This window comes from Arthrobacter sp. SD76, from assembly GCF_049726125.1.
Taxonomy (GTDB): Bacteria; Actinomycetota; Actinomycetes; order Actinomycetales; family Micrococcaceae; genus Arthrobacter; species Arthrobacter nitrophenolicus.
Map to the genome: position 1 here is coordinate 3,066,970 of NZ_JBNBLR010000001.1, position 12,858 is coordinate 3,079,827.

General features: G+C 68.1%; 12 protein-coding genes and 2 pseudogenes. 7 read left to right on the forward strand and 7 right to left on the reverse strand.

Annotation, left to right across the window (positions count from 1 at the left end; all coding sequences use genetic code 11):
- Positions 1–10: 10 nt before the first annotated feature.
- From ACPEE0_RS14845 to ACPEE0_RS14865, 5 genes are all read left to right on the forward strand, one after another.
- Complete coding sequence (locus tag ACPEE0_RS14845) at positions 11–1,297, forward strand: hemolysin family protein (RefSeq protein ID WP_424574767.1); 1,287 nt, start codon at positions 11–13, stop codon at positions 1,295–1,297.
- Between the two features lie 352 nt (positions 1,298–1,649).
- Positions 1,650–2,177: a hypothetical protein gene (locus tag ACPEE0_RS14850; RefSeq protein ID WP_424574768.1), complete on the forward strand. Its 528-nt coding sequence runs from the start codon at positions 1,650–1,652 to the stop codon at positions 2,175–2,177.
- A gap of 148 nt (positions 2,178–2,325) precedes the next feature.
- Complete coding sequence (locus tag ACPEE0_RS14855; RefSeq protein WP_424574769.1) at positions 2,326–3,060, forward strand: hypothetical protein; 735 nt, start codon at positions 2,326–2,328, stop codon at positions 3,058–3,060.
- A gap of 71 nt (positions 3,061–3,131) precedes the next feature.
- Complete coding sequence (locus ACPEE0_RS14860) at positions 3,132–4,025, forward strand: potassium channel family protein (RefSeq protein WP_424574770.1); 894 nt, start codon at positions 3,132–3,134, stop codon at positions 4,023–4,025.
- A 132-nt stretch (positions 4,026–4,157) separates the two neighbouring features.
- Positions 4,158–5,225: a glycerophosphodiester phosphodiesterase family protein gene (locus ACPEE0_RS14865; protein ID WP_009358763.1), complete on the forward strand. Its 1,068-nt coding sequence runs from the start codon at positions 4,158–4,160 to the stop codon at positions 5,223–5,225.
- Positions 5,226–5,229: 4 nt separating this feature from the next.
- Here the strand turns inward: ACPEE0_RS14865 and ACPEE0_RS14870 are convergent, their stop codons facing one another.
- The 3 genes and pseudogenes from ACPEE0_RS14870 to ACPEE0_RS14880 form a co-directional block, all read right to left on the reverse strand.
- A complete protein-coding gene (locus ACPEE0_RS14870) occupies positions 5,230–5,673 on the reverse strand; it encodes a VOC family protein (RefSeq protein WP_009358764.1) in 444 nt (147 codons plus the stop codon).
- A 53-nt stretch (positions 5,674–5,726) separates the two neighbouring features.
- Positions 5,727–6,223: pseudogene (locus ACPEE0_RS14875) on the reverse strand (mycothiol transferase).
- A gap of 12 nt (positions 6,224–6,235) precedes the next feature.
- Complete coding sequence (locus tag ACPEE0_RS14880) at positions 6,236–6,562, reverse strand: hypothetical protein (RefSeq protein WP_009358766.1); 327 nt, start codon at positions 6,560–6,562, stop codon at positions 6,236–6,238.
- Between the two features lie 202 nt (positions 6,563–6,764).
- Between ACPEE0_RS14880 and ACPEE0_RS14885 the strand changes: the two genes are divergently transcribed.
- Complete coding sequence (locus tag ACPEE0_RS14885; protein WP_009358767.1) at positions 6,765–8,096, forward strand: amidohydrolase family protein; 1,332 nt, start codon at positions 6,765–6,767, stop codon at positions 8,094–8,096.
- Positions 8,097–8,149: 53 nt separating this feature from the next.
- On the opposite strand, the gene ACPEE0_RS14890 is transcribed toward ACPEE0_RS14885, so the two are convergent.
- From ACPEE0_RS14890 to ACPEE0_RS14900, 3 genes and pseudogenes are all read right to left on the reverse strand, one after another.
- The gene (locus tag ACPEE0_RS14890) at positions 8,150–8,881 is read right to left on the reverse strand and encodes an excalibur calcium-binding domain-containing protein (protein WP_424574771.1); all 732 of its coding nucleotides are present in this window, start codon (positions 8,879–8,881) and stop codon (positions 8,150–8,152) included.
- Between the two features lie 69 nt (positions 8,882–8,950).
- A complete protein-coding gene (locus ACPEE0_RS14895) occupies positions 8,951–9,397 on the reverse strand; it encodes an excalibur calcium-binding domain-containing protein (protein ID WP_424575284.1) in 447 nt (148 codons plus the stop codon).
- 85 nt (positions 9,398–9,482) lie between these two features.
- Positions 9,483–10,226 (reverse strand): annotated as a pseudogene (locus tag ACPEE0_RS14900) (calcium-binding protein); the annotation flags it as partial.
- Positions 10,227–10,619: 393 nt separating this feature from the next.
- On the opposite strand from ACPEE0_RS14900, the gene ACPEE0_RS14905 reads away from it, so the two are divergent.
- On the forward strand, positions 10,620–12,230 hold the full coding sequence (locus tag ACPEE0_RS14905) for a serine hydrolase domain-containing protein (protein ID WP_424574772.1): 1,611 nt from the start codon (positions 10,620–10,622) through the stop codon (positions 12,228–12,230).
- On the opposite strand, the gene ACPEE0_RS14910 is transcribed toward ACPEE0_RS14905, so the two are convergent.
- Positions 12,179–12,712: a GmrSD restriction endonuclease domain-containing protein gene (locus ACPEE0_RS14910; protein WP_424574773.1), complete on the reverse strand. Its 534-nt coding sequence runs from the start codon at positions 12,710–12,712 to the stop codon at positions 12,179–12,181. The two genes, ACPEE0_RS14905 and ACPEE0_RS14910, sit on opposite strands and share 52 nt — an antisense overlap.
- Positions 12,713–12,858 lie beyond the last annotated feature (146 nt).

Here is a 12,858-nt window from a genome sequence, read left to right on the forward strand (position 1 = left end):
GTGTCTGACCATGGACGCCGACACCCTGGTCAACTTCCTGCTGGTCCTCTTCTTCGTGCTGCTGGGCGGGGTGTTCGCCGGCACGGAGATGGCGCTGGTCTCGCTGCGCGAAAGCCAGGTGCGCCGGATGGAAAAGGCCGGCAAGCACGGCGCCCGGATCGCATCCCTGGCCGGCAACCCCAACCGGTTCCTCTCCACGGTGCAGATCGGCGTCACCCTCTCCGGCTTCTTCTCCGCCGCGTACGGCGCCTCCACGCTGGCGCCCGACGTCGAGCCCCTCCTTGAAGCCGCCGGCTTCGGCGCTGCGGCCGAACCGCTGGCGTTCATCGGCATGACGCTGCTGGTGGCCTACCTGTCCCTGGTGCTGGGCGAGCTGGTGCCCAAGCGGCTGGCGATGCAGAGCGCCGTCGGCTTCAGCAGGGTCCTGGCCCCTCCCCTGCACGTCCTGTCCAACCTGATGCGGCCGGCGGTCTGGGTGCTCTCCGTGTCCACCGACGCCGTGGTCCGGCTCTTCGGCGGCGACCCCCGCGCCACGCAGGAGAGCGTGGGCCTGGAGGAACTGCGGGACATGGTGGCCCAGAGCGACACGCTCGAGGACGAGAGCCGCGACATCCTTACTGACGTGTTCGGGGCCCGGAACCGCTCCCTCCAGGAGGTGATGCGGCCGCGCACCGAGGTGGCGTTCATCGACGGCGGCCTGATAGTCGCGGAGGCCCGCGAGCTGGCACGGAACGGCCCGTTCTCCCGCTACCCGGTGATCGGCCGCAGCCCCGACGAGGTCCTGGGCTTCGTCCACATCCGCGACCTCATGCCGGGCAGCGGCACTGACGACGCCGCCCCGGTCCGGACCATCGTCCGCGAGATCCTGCCGCTGCCGGGCACCAACAAGGTGATGCCCACACTGTCCCGGATGCGGCGGCTGGGCCACCACATCGCCCTGGTGGTGGACGAGTACGGCGGCACGGACGGGATCGTCACGCTCGAGGACCTGGTGGAGGAACTGGTGGGCGAGATCTACGACGAGTACGACGCCGGCACGGACCACGAGGACAGCGTCACCGTTGGTGAGGGGTCAGTGGACGTCGACGGCGGGCTGATCCTCCAGGAGTTCGAGTCGGCGTCCGGGATCTCCCTGCCTGAAGGGCAGTACGAGACGGTGGCGGGGTTCATGATCGACCGGCTGGGACGGCTGCCCCATGTGGGCGACCGGGTGGAGGCGGACGGGCACGTCCTGACGGTCACCGCCATGGACCGGCTGCGGATCGCCCGGATCCGCGTGACGCCAACCCCTACCTAATGCCCCCTCCGGCCTCCCCTACTTGGCGCCGCTGTGGCTCCCCCTAAACTGTCCGGACTTAGAATGTACCCGCCGGGAGGTGATGAAATGGCCTCCGTGTCGCCCTTTACTGACGGCATTGCGCCCTGCCACTAGCTGGGAGGCGGTGGGTTCGAATTTGCGTTGCCTGCGTAGGAAGAATCCAAGATGTCAGTAAGAAAATATAGCCGGAAACGGCACTAATCTCCTGGATGCCGGAAAAGCCAGCCAACAGCGTTGCTGGCAGCCCGTCCGTTTGGGGACTGGCTGGGGGCCCTTCATCCCGCTGATCAGCGGAGGCCATGTCTTGCCACTTTTGCTACAGGAGAAACAGATGTATAAGCGACTATTTACAATCATCGCCGCGCTGGCGATGCTGTTGTTCGGCTTCACTTCACCGGCGCTGGCCGCCACCACCATTGATCCCGCTGCCGCCCCGACGGGCACGCATCTTCAGACGGGAACCATCGAATGTACCGTCGACGAAACAGACCTGTCCGTCACTTGCTCCGAGTACGAATTGGCGGGCGTCGGAAACGCCAACGCCCAGGCAACCTTGACCGCAACTTACACGGCCACGGTCCAATGCCGCAACCATGGTGGCAAGATCGTCGAGGTCAAGTCTCAGGTCGAGAGTGTGCCGTCGACCACCGGAAAACTCGAGCCCAAGAACGGCCGGCTCACCGTCCCAGAGCTGACTTCGGCGCCCGTCCCGTCGGATGAAGACTTCGAGGCCCTGGCGACCTGCCCCAACGGCAACTGGACCAAGGAAATGCTCGAAGGAAGCGTCACGCTCAGCAGCTTCACCTACACGCTGCACTTCATTGACTACACCGGCAACTACATCACGATCACCGGCTAGTCCACGCTCGCATAAGTAGGGCATAACCCCTGCTGCACGGCCCCGGGCCCCTTTTCAGGGTTCCGGGGCCCACCCATGCCGGCGCCGTTGTCGGCGCAGGGGCCCGGGCGTAGACTGAGCCGCACCGCCGACCGGGAGTCAGGAATCCATGAAGAGCATCCGCGCCCAGGTCCTTGAAGCCGAACAGAATGCCACGCTTGGCACCGGCGACGGCGAGCGCTTCTCCGGCTACGGCGTCATGGGGCTTCCCTTCAGTTCCGGGCATGTCCTGGCCATGCGCCGGTTCCCCGTCACCAGCGTTGGGCCCGGTTACACATCCGTGTGGCTGCGACGCCCTACCGGTGCCTGGACCGTCTACGCCGACGCGCCGCCCGAGCTCTCCTGCGCCCGCTACTTTGGCGCTGCGCTGGAAGCATCCGTCCAATGCCCCGTTACTGTCACCTGGACCGGCGACACTGCCCTGACTGTCGCCGTCGCCGATGCCGCCCTCACCTGGGACCTTGAACTGGAGCCGACCTCCATCAGCAACGCCATGACGGGGATGCTGACTGCCATGCCCGAGTCCCTGCTGGAGCGCAAGGCATTCCTCGGCGCCATGGGCGCCGCAGCGGGCCCGGTCCTCCGCGCCGGCAAACTCGGGCTCACCGGAAGCGTGCCCAACGGGCAGGGCTTCCGGGCCGAACCGCGCCGGTTGTGGTTCGTCGCGCGCAGCTCAGCATCACTGGCCGGCGAAGATTTCGGCACCCCCGCACCCCTCCGCATCCAGTCCCGGCTGGGGGACTTCTGGATCCCGCAGCGCGGTATCTTCCTCATAGGCGCGTCTTCGTACGACACGTTCGACCCGGCCCGGCATCTCCCGGCCACAGTCCGCGGGACTGCCTGATGCCGGAACCAAACCCTACCGCCCGTTCTAACCGGAGCGGGCAAGCCGTCACCCCGCTCATAAGATGAGGCATGGACTTCGAGGGCACACTCTGGACGCTTCTGGGCCTCGCGCTGATTCTGCTGATGCTCGCAGATGTCTTCCACACCCTGCTGTACCCCCACGGGTCTGGCCCGGTGGGCAGGGCCATCATGCGGGGGTTCTGGCTGTTGACCAGGAAAGTCCGGGGCGGGGCCTCCTCCATCGCAGCACCGCTGGCCATGGCCGCCGTCATCGCCGCCTGGGCCAGCCTGGCGGCAATCGGCTGGGCGCTGCTCTACCTGCCGCACCTGCCGGACGGCTTCATCTACGGCGACGGCGTACCCCGGGGCGGCAACTTCGCCGAGGCCCTGTACGTCTCGATCGTCGCCCTCTCCACGGTCGGGTTCGGTGAGATCGTTGCGGCGCACCCGCTGCTCCGGCTGGTCATGGCTTTCCAGGCCGTGGCCGGATTCGGCCTGCTGACCGCCACGGTGTCCTGGATCCTCCAGATGTACCCGGCGCTGAGCCGACGGCGGGCACTCGCCCACCAGCTGAACCTGTTCAGGGAAGCAGCGGGAACCGACGGCATCAGCGCGCTGGACCCCGGGCATGCTGCGACCCTGCTGGAATCCATGGCGGAAAACGTGGCGTCGGTGAGCATCGACCTGGTCTCGTTCCACGAAAGCTACTATTTCCACGAAGTGGAGCAGCGGGGTTCCCTTCCAGCCACCATCGCTTATGCCCACGGTCTGGCGTCCGACGCCCAGGGCACCGGCAACGCCGAACTCCAGTTCGCGGGCCGGATGCTGCAGGCAGCCCTAGATGATCTGGCGGAAGTGCTCCGCGGCAAGTTCGGCCATTTGGGGACAACATCCCTGGACGTGTTCGACAGCTACGCGCTGCACCACAAGCACCGCCGCGCACCGGAAACGGGCAGCAGCTAGGCTCCCCAGGCAACCATCCTGTGTTAACCTCCCCTCCAACTTCCCGCACCTTTTGTGCCATCTGCGCTCCCTAGCGTGGACGGGTCAACGGCCCTGCAGGCCGCCCCCGTTTCTTGCTGGAGGAAACCACCCATGCGCACAGTCCTGACCGCAGCGGCAGCCGCCGCGCTGATCGCCGCCATGGCGGGCCCCGCCGTCGCCGCCCCGAGCGACGAGGCCGGCACGCCGCCGTCGAACGCTGCCGGAGCCGCCACGTCCGCCCTGCAGGTGAACGAACGCAACGGCTCGTTCGACCTGCAGAGCCACCGCGGCGGCCGCGGCGAATGGACCGAGGAATCCCTCGCCGCGTTCGCCAACTCGCTGGCGCTCGGCGTGACCACCCTGGAGCTGGACACCCACCTGACCGAGGACGGCAAGGTGGTCGTCTGGCACGACGACACCATCCAGGCCGCCAAGTGCATCGACACCGCACCCGCCAGCGCCGGCGACCCCGAGTTCCCCTACGTCGGCGACCGCGTGGCTGAACTGTCGCTCGCGCAGATCAGGACCCTCAACTGCGGTTACGTGCAGCTGGCCGGCTACCCGGAGCAGGACGTCGTCGAGGGCAACCGGATCGCCGAACTTCGGGACGTTTACCACCTGGTCGAGGCCGCCGGTGCCGCGAAGGTCCGTTTCAACGTGGAGACCAAGGTGGAGAGCAGCCAGGTGGGCGGCGCCGGCATGGAGTCCCTGACCCGGGCCGTGGTGGCCGAGATCCAGGCCTCCGGCATGGCCGACCGCACCACCCTGCAGTCCTTCGACTGGTCATCGCTGAACCTCACCAAGGAACTGGCACCCGAACTGCCGCTGGTTGCCCTCTCCAGCGGGGACGCCTGGATGGGCGTCGGCCAGCCCGGCGCCAGCCGCAACCTGGGCGGCATCGACATCGACGACTACGACGGTTCCCTTCCCAAGGCGGCAGCCGCGCAGGGGTACGACGTCGTCTCCCCCACGTTCCGTTCGGTCACCCCCGGGATGATCGCCGAGGCACATGAACTGGGCTTGCCCGTCATCCCGTGGACCGTCAACACCACCGCGGACATGGAGCGCCTGATGGACCTGGGCGTGGACGGCATCATCACCGACTACCCCACGCGGCTACGCACGCTTCTGGAGGAACGCGGGCTGAAGCTGCCGAAGGCGTACGCGGTTCAGTGGTAGCTCGTCAGCCGATCCGTTCGGCGAGGGAGACGATGAGCCCCTCCGGGCCGCGCACGTAGGCCATGCGCCAGGTGTTCTCGTATTCGCCGATTCCGCCCACCAGCCCGTAGCCTTCCGCGGCCAGCCGGTCCACCGTCCCTTTGAGGTCCTCCACCTCGAAGGAGATGTTGCGCAGCCCCAGCTCGTTGGCCATTGCCGTAGGTGATCCGGGCTGGTGGCCGGGGCGGATGAACCTTCCGAGCTCCAGCATGGTTCCGCCGCCGGGCGGACGCAGCATGACAATCTCGGTGCGGGAGTTGGGGATGCCGCACACCGTGTCCAGGAACGCGCCCTCGAGTTCCATCGGTCCGCCCTCCACCTCGAGGCCCAGCCCGACGAAGAACTCGGTGACTTTCTTCAGGTCGGCCACGGTGATGCCTATGTGGTCAAAACGCCGTATCGCTGCCATGTACGTCTCCTGGGGTTGGTTGCTGTTTTGTGGCTGCCGCCGGCGTACCGGTGCTAACGGAGCCCCTTGGCGTAGGCGGCCTGGCCCACGTGCTGGAGGCAGTCGGCCAGTGTGCTGACCAGCCGGACGCCGAGCGTGACGGGCGGATCCCAGCGCCTATCCACAATGCGGTCCAGGTCCCCGTCGCCGAGTCCTTCAAGGAAGTCCTTGGTCTGCCGGTGCACGGCGTCGTAGTACTCCAGCAGCAGTTCCGCTTCCGCCTGCACCGCGTCCACCTGTTCGCTTGAGTGGCCGTAGCCGGTGTCCCGTTCCGGCAGCGGCAGGCCAAAGCGCTTCACGAACCCCTGCCCCGTCCAGACCTGCTCCAGCCCGGCCGCGTCAGCGACCTGCGCATCCTCCACCCGGCCAAGGTGCCAGATGAGCCAGGCGATGAGTTCCCCGTACCGGCCGGGCGCCGGGCGAGGGAAGCGCCGTCGAGCCCCTCCAGCGTGGCTTCCACGGTCTCCCGGATCCTGCCGAACGCGTCCAGCAGCAGCTCACTGGTTTTCATCGGTCCCCCTCTTTACGCCTTGGCCGCGCGGATTGCCCTGCGGACCGCGCCGCCGAGCGCGGTGATGACCGGCACCAGGCAGAACAGTGCCACCACGGTGTTCGGCCGGAACGACACCTGCCCGCCGACATTCCGGTACACACCCAGCGGCAGGACCATGCCGCCTCCCCCGCCGCCGGACGCGCCCTCCTGCCCGGCCTCGCCGCCGCCTCCAAAGCCGAACGACACCAGGGCCACCGGGATGACCTCCTCCCCTCCGAGCTGGACCGGGGCTCCATACGCCCGGGCGACGCCGATGTTCTTGAACGATTCGATCAGGGACGCGAATGTATCAGCCATGACCCCACCCTAGAAGTCCCGCCGGGCCCGCGGTAGCCCTGTACGGGGTTCACTGCGCCTGCGGCCGGCGGGTCAGGAGAGAACCGGTGTTTGGTATCCCGGACTTCGGCCGCCTACCAGGGAGTAGGCCTTCAGCCGCCAGTGCCCAGCCAGTAGCATCGTCCGGAGCCGCCTTTCCCGTGGCAACCCAAAGGAGACAACGATGTGCCTTCATGACCACACTTCGGCGCCCACGCCGTCATCAAAGCTTCCCCGCCGCGGCATCCTCGCCGGCGCCGCAGCCCTCGCAGGCATTTCCGTCGCCAGCGTCGCTGCCCAGCTTGGCGGTGCTTCCGCCGCACGCGCCGGCCAGCCGGCCGGTCCCAACTACCACGGCCGGCCCCTCACCTATCCGCCGCTGGTCATCGAAGGCGGCACCGTCGTCGACCCCCTGACCGGCGACGCTGTGGAGGACGGCGTGCTGGTGCTCGACGGCGGCAAGGTGGCCGCCGTCGGAACGCGCGACGAAACGCGGAGGGCCGTTGCCGCCGTCGCGGGCCGTGCCCGGGTGCTGAACGCCACCGGCCGCTGGGTGCTGCCGGGGCTGGTGGACGTGCACGTCCACGCCAACGCGCTGGCCGACGCCCGGCTCATCCTGCAGGGCGGCGCGACCAGTGTCCGGAGCGGGTCGAGCAGCTTCTACCAGGACGTGGCGCTGGCGGCGCTGCCGGGCTGGGCGCCGGGTGTCTCGCCGCGGATGACGCCGGCCGGGCTGTTCGTCTCCCCCGACCTCGGCGACTCGCTGCTGGCCGATCCGGACCTCGCCCCGCTCGCCACCTTGCCCGCGGGCGTCCGCGAGCCGGCCGACCTGGCGTACCTCACGCGCGTGAACCTCGCCCGCGGTGCGCAGGTCATCAAGACCCGCGCCAATCCGCGCGCAGGCCTTCCCGAGCAGGACCCGCGCGAGCTGGTGTACAACCGGGAGCAGCTGTCAGCCGTGGTCAAGGCTGCCAACGGCGCGGGCGTCCTGTGCCACGCGTACAGCGCCGAGGGGATCGACGGCGCCGTCCGGGCCGGGGTGCGCAGCATCGAGCACGGCGTGTTCGTGTCCGAGGAAACCATCGCGGAGATGGCGCGCCGCGGCACGTACTTCACGCCCACGATGGATGCGATCACCAGCATGGCGTCCTCGCCCAACCCGGTCCTGGCGGCCCGCGGCCAGGAATACACGCCCGTCCTGCAGGCGGCAGTGCTGGCGGCGAAGGAGGCCGGCGTAACCATCGTGGCCGGCACGGACTCCTTCGGCACCGATGTCACCCCGATCGGCACCGAGGCGCGGCTGCTCGCCGAAGCCGGGCTGTCACCGCTGGAGGCGCTGCAGGCGGCCACCACCCACGCAGCCCGCCTGCTGGGCGTGCGCGACGTCGGCCGCTTGGTCCGCGGCGCACAGGCCGATGCGATCGTGGTCGACGCCGATCCGCTGGCCAGTGCCTCGGCGCTGGAGCAGGTGCGGGTGGTGGTGGCGCAGGGAGCGGTAGTGCGGAACGGGCTTTAAACCACGAATGCCGTGGATACCTTTGCTGGTATCCACGGCATTCGTGTTTTTGTCTAGCGCTCGCAGGCCACCCCGTCTGAGTCGCCATCCATAGCCGGACGGTAGCCTGGCTGACCCGCATACAGAGGCGCTGCGCCTGCTGCCTTGGCGGCAGCGCAGTTTGCGTAGTAGACGGCAGCCGGAGCGGGAGCTACCGGAGCCGCCGGAGCCGGTGCCGGGGCGGGTGCAACCGGAGCGGCAGGTGCCGGTACCGGGACGGCCTGGCGGGCTGCGGCGTCCCGTGCAGCCTGCTCCGCTGCCGCCTGCGCTGCAGCAGCGGCGTCCGCGGCAGCCTTTTCAGCTGCTGCTTTCTGGGCCGCAGCCAGCTCGGCGGCCGCCTTGTCTGCAGCGGCCTTCTCGGCAGCAGCCTTTTCCGCTTCGATCTTCTCGAGGGACTTGACCCCGAGCTTCACGGTGGAGCCCTCTTCAGCCTGGGCATTCTCAGCCGGGTCCTGGGAGATGACCTGCCAGTTGCTCTTCTTGACGATCGACTTGCCGTCCACGATGTCCTTGGCCTCGACCTCAAATCCGAGGTCTTCCAACTGCTCCGTTGCCTTGTCGAGGGTCAGGCCCACGACTCCGGGAACGGTGACTTTGGCCGCAGCCGTGGCCACAGCAGTTGCCGCCGACGCCGGTTCTGTTGCCTCCTGCTTGCTGCCGCAGCCCGTCAGCATCAGGCCGGCAAGCACAACAACTGCCAGCGTCTTCTTCACGGCTCCTCGCGGAGCCTGCGGATTGAGTGTCATTTTCCCCCTAGGAATGTTTGTGATGGTGATGCAGTTGGGGCGAGCGAAACCCCACAACAGATGGGCCGGCTACTCGCAGGCCACGCCGTCGAGGTCGCGGTCCAGCCCGGCGCGGTAACCGGCCTGGCCGGCGTACAGCGGCGCGGCGCCGGCTGCCCTGGCGGCGGCACAGTTGGCGTAGTAAGCGGCAGCAGGAGCGGGCGCCGGAACAACGGGTGCGGGAGCAACCGGGGCAGGTGCAAGTGCGGGTGCAGCCGGAGCCGGAGCCGGAGCAACGGGTGCGGGAGCCGGAGCCACGGGAGCTGGTGCCGCAGCCGCCGGTGCAGGCTCCGCCGGAACCGGTGCCGGTGAAGGGGCTGGAGGCTGGGCGTTGGTCGGCGCCAGCTGTCCGCTGCAGTCGGCCAGGATCCGGGCCATGGCGTCGTGCTCCGCCTGGGTGACCCACAGCCCGTAGGTGGCCTTCACGGAAATCTGCCGGGCGACGTACTCGCACCGGAAGCCCTTGTTCGGCGGCAGCCAGGTGGCGGCGTCGCCGTCGCCCTTTTTTCTGGTTGGTGGGGCCGTCCGTCGCCTGCAGGTTCAGCGGGTCATTGGCGAACGCAGTCCGCTGTTCCGTGGTCAGTTGCTGGGCGCCCTTCTGCCACGCATCGCTGAGTGCCACCACATGGTCGATCTGGACGGCACTGCTGGTGGCCTGCCCGCGCAGGAAACTGATGCTCCTGCCCGTATACGGGTCATCGAGCATGCCCGACTTCACCTTACACGGGACGCTGTTCACGTAGCTGAGGGCCGTGAGGTCACGCTTGAGCATGTCGTTGCGGGTGTCGCAGCCGTTGCGGTCCACGTCCGCCCACGCATGGCCGAACAGCGCCCGGTCGTACCCCGTCTTCGGCGCCCTGCCCTTGATGGGAAGGGTGGCCAGCAGGTCGATCGCCCGGGTGGCGAACGCGGGCTGCTCCTTCGGAGCGGTGACCGGCACGCCGTGCGCCACCAGGTACGGCGTCTCCGGATCCAGCGGTGCGCCCGTCTCCTGGGCAGTGGGAACGGACGACGGCGCCGCACTGGCTGTGGCGGTTGGCCTCGCCGTGGCTGCGGCGGCCGACGCGGTGCTTCCCGAGGCGGCAGCTTCCAGGTCCTCGGTGGAAACACGCGGCATGGTTGCGCCGCCGGCGAGGAGGAGGGCGAACGACGTGGCGAGTGCGACGGCGCCGGCCTTCCGTGTGGCAGGCAGCCACGCCCAGGAACGGCGTCCGGTCAGGAGGACGTACAGGCCTGTGAGCCCGACCGAGATGGCCAGGAACACCAGAGCACCGCCAAGTCCACTGCTCAGCGCCCCCAACAGCATAAAAAAGGGCGGTAATAACTCCAACAATGATCGTGGAGGCGAGCGGTTTGCGCGGCGGTCTGGGCGCAGGTTGATAAGGACCCCTTAGGGTCTGGTATTCGGACATCATTTCCCCATTTATCTGAGCCCGAAAAGGCCCCGCAATTGCCGGGCTTGCTGCTAAACGCGACAAATGATTCGCCGTTGAGCCTATTGGCACTGCCGTAAGGAATTCCCGTATTCCTGTTTTCCTCGCTGAAGATTGAGCAGCCCTTGAGCTGATCTTGATCCTGCTTGTCGCACTTGGGTTTTTGGGCTTAACAATTGGGGTATCCGCTGGGCCGGGTAATGCTTGTCTTCGCCTTTGGTGCGCCCTACCGTGAAGGGAAAAGCGGCCGAAGTGCAGGTGCGGGCATGCGGACTCATGGGGTGTGGTCACGCTGCCTCCTCCTGTGCCTGCTGGGCTTCGGTCTTGCCGCCCCCTCGCCTGCTGCCTCGGCTCCCGCCGCAGAGCCCGCCACCGCGGAACGGACCCATAAAACCCTCGATGCCTTCCTCCGGGAGCAAATCGATGCCCTCGGAATCCCCGGTGCCGCCGTCGCCGTCGTAAGAGACGGGAAGCAGGTGCACTCGGCCGCATTCGGCCGCGCCGATGACTCCGGACGGCCCATGACAGTCCGGACGCCGGTCCTGCTCGCGTCCACCAGCAAGTCCCTGACCGCGATCGCGGTGATGCAGCAGGTGGAGGCCGGCCGGCTGCGGCTGGATGAGCCGGCACAGACCTACCTGCCCTGGTTCACGCTTGATGACAGCCGGTCTGCGTCCATCACGGTGCGGCACCTGCTGCACCAGGCCAGCGGCATGGCGTCCAGGGACACCGCCTTCGAAGCCTCCCTCGAACAGGGCCCGGAGGCCTTGGAGGAAAGCGTCCGGGCCCTGGCCGATGCCCCCTTGGCCAGGAATCCGGGCGAGACCTTCCACTACGCCAACGCCAACTACAACATCCTGGGCCTGCTGGTGCAGACGGTCTCCGGCCAGCCGTTCGGGCAGTACCTGGAGGACCACGTCTTCGGGCCGCTGGACATGGCGAACAGCCACCCGACCCGCGCCGCCGCCCGCGCCGGAAACGCCGCAGCCGGCTACTCACGCTGGTTCGGCTCCTCCTGGCGCCAGACGGACGTGCCCGCTCCCTCGTCCGGGATGCCCTCCTCCACGCTGTACTCATCCGCGGAGGACTTGGGCCATGAGCTGATCGCACTGCTCGACGGCGGCCGTTACGGTACCGCCCAGGTCCTTCGGCCCGGGAGCGTGGAGACGATGTTCGAACCGCGTGTGCAGGTCGAAGGGTCCAAGGAGTACGCGATGGGCTGGTACACCCGCCCGCTGGTGGAGTCCGCTGGCCCTGGCTCGGCCGTACCCGAGACGGCGCTGCCCCGGCTCCTTGAGCACCAGGGCGAGTGGGGCAACAGCCACACCTATCTGGGCATGGTCCCGTCCTCGGGCCTGGGCGTCGCGCTGGTCATCAATGCCAACGACGCCGCCGCACCGTCACGGCTGAAGGCCATCGACACAAATGTCCTGCGCATCCTCCACGGCCAGGAGCCGGTGCCGGCCGTCATCCACGAGGACTGGCTCCAGCGATACAGCTGGGCGGTGGCCCTGGTCCTGCTGCTCGCGGAGTTGCTGAGCCTCTGGCTGGGCGCGCGGTACCTGCTGCGGCAGCGACCTGCGCGCTTCCCCGTCGCCTACGTGCTGGCCGCCCTCGCCCTCGACGCCTTCGTCCTTTGGCTGTGCCTGGACTACGCCCCTGCCAGGTTCGATACGCACCTGCTGGTGGTGATCCGGCAGTTTCCCGACGTCGGACTCTTCCTGGTGCCGGCGCTCGCCCTGGCCATCGCCTGGCCCGTCCCGCGGACACTGCTGCTGCTCAAGCTATCGCGGCCCGTGGCAGCAGGCGGTGGGCCAGCCAAACGCTACCCCTCGCAGGCCACGCCGTCGGAATCGCCATCGAGTCCGGAACGGTAGCCGGGGGAACCGGCGTACAGCGGTGCTGCTCCGGCAGCCACCACGTCCGCGCAGCTGGCGTAGTACATGGCAGCGGGGCCGGTCCCGGCGGACGTGGGTGCCAGCTGGCCGGGGCAGCCGGCAAGGATACCGGCGAACGCGTCGTGTTCAGCCTGTGTCACCCACAAGCTGTACCGCGCCTTCACCGACACCTGCCGCGCGACATATTCGCACCGGAAGTCCTTGCTGGGCGGCAGCCAGGTGGCGGCGTCGCCGTCGCCCTTTTGCTGGTTGGTGGCGCCGTCCGTTGCCTGCAGGTTCAGCGGGTCATTGGCGAAGGCTGTCCGCTGTTCCGTGGTGAGCTGCTGGGCACCTTTCTGCCAGGCGTCGCTGAGCGCGACCACGTGGTCGATCTGGACGGCGCTGCTGGTGGTTGTCCCCGCACGAAGCTGATGAGGGTTGCGGTGTAGGGGTCGGCCAACAGTCCTGATTGCACCTTGCACGGCACGCTGTTCACGTAAGTGATGTCCGTCAGATCCCGGTTGAGGATGTCGTTACGGGTGTCGCAGCCGTTCTGGTCAACATCCGCCCAGGTGGCCCCGGATAGGGAGCGCTCGTACCCCGTCTTCGGCGCCCTGCCTTTGACGGG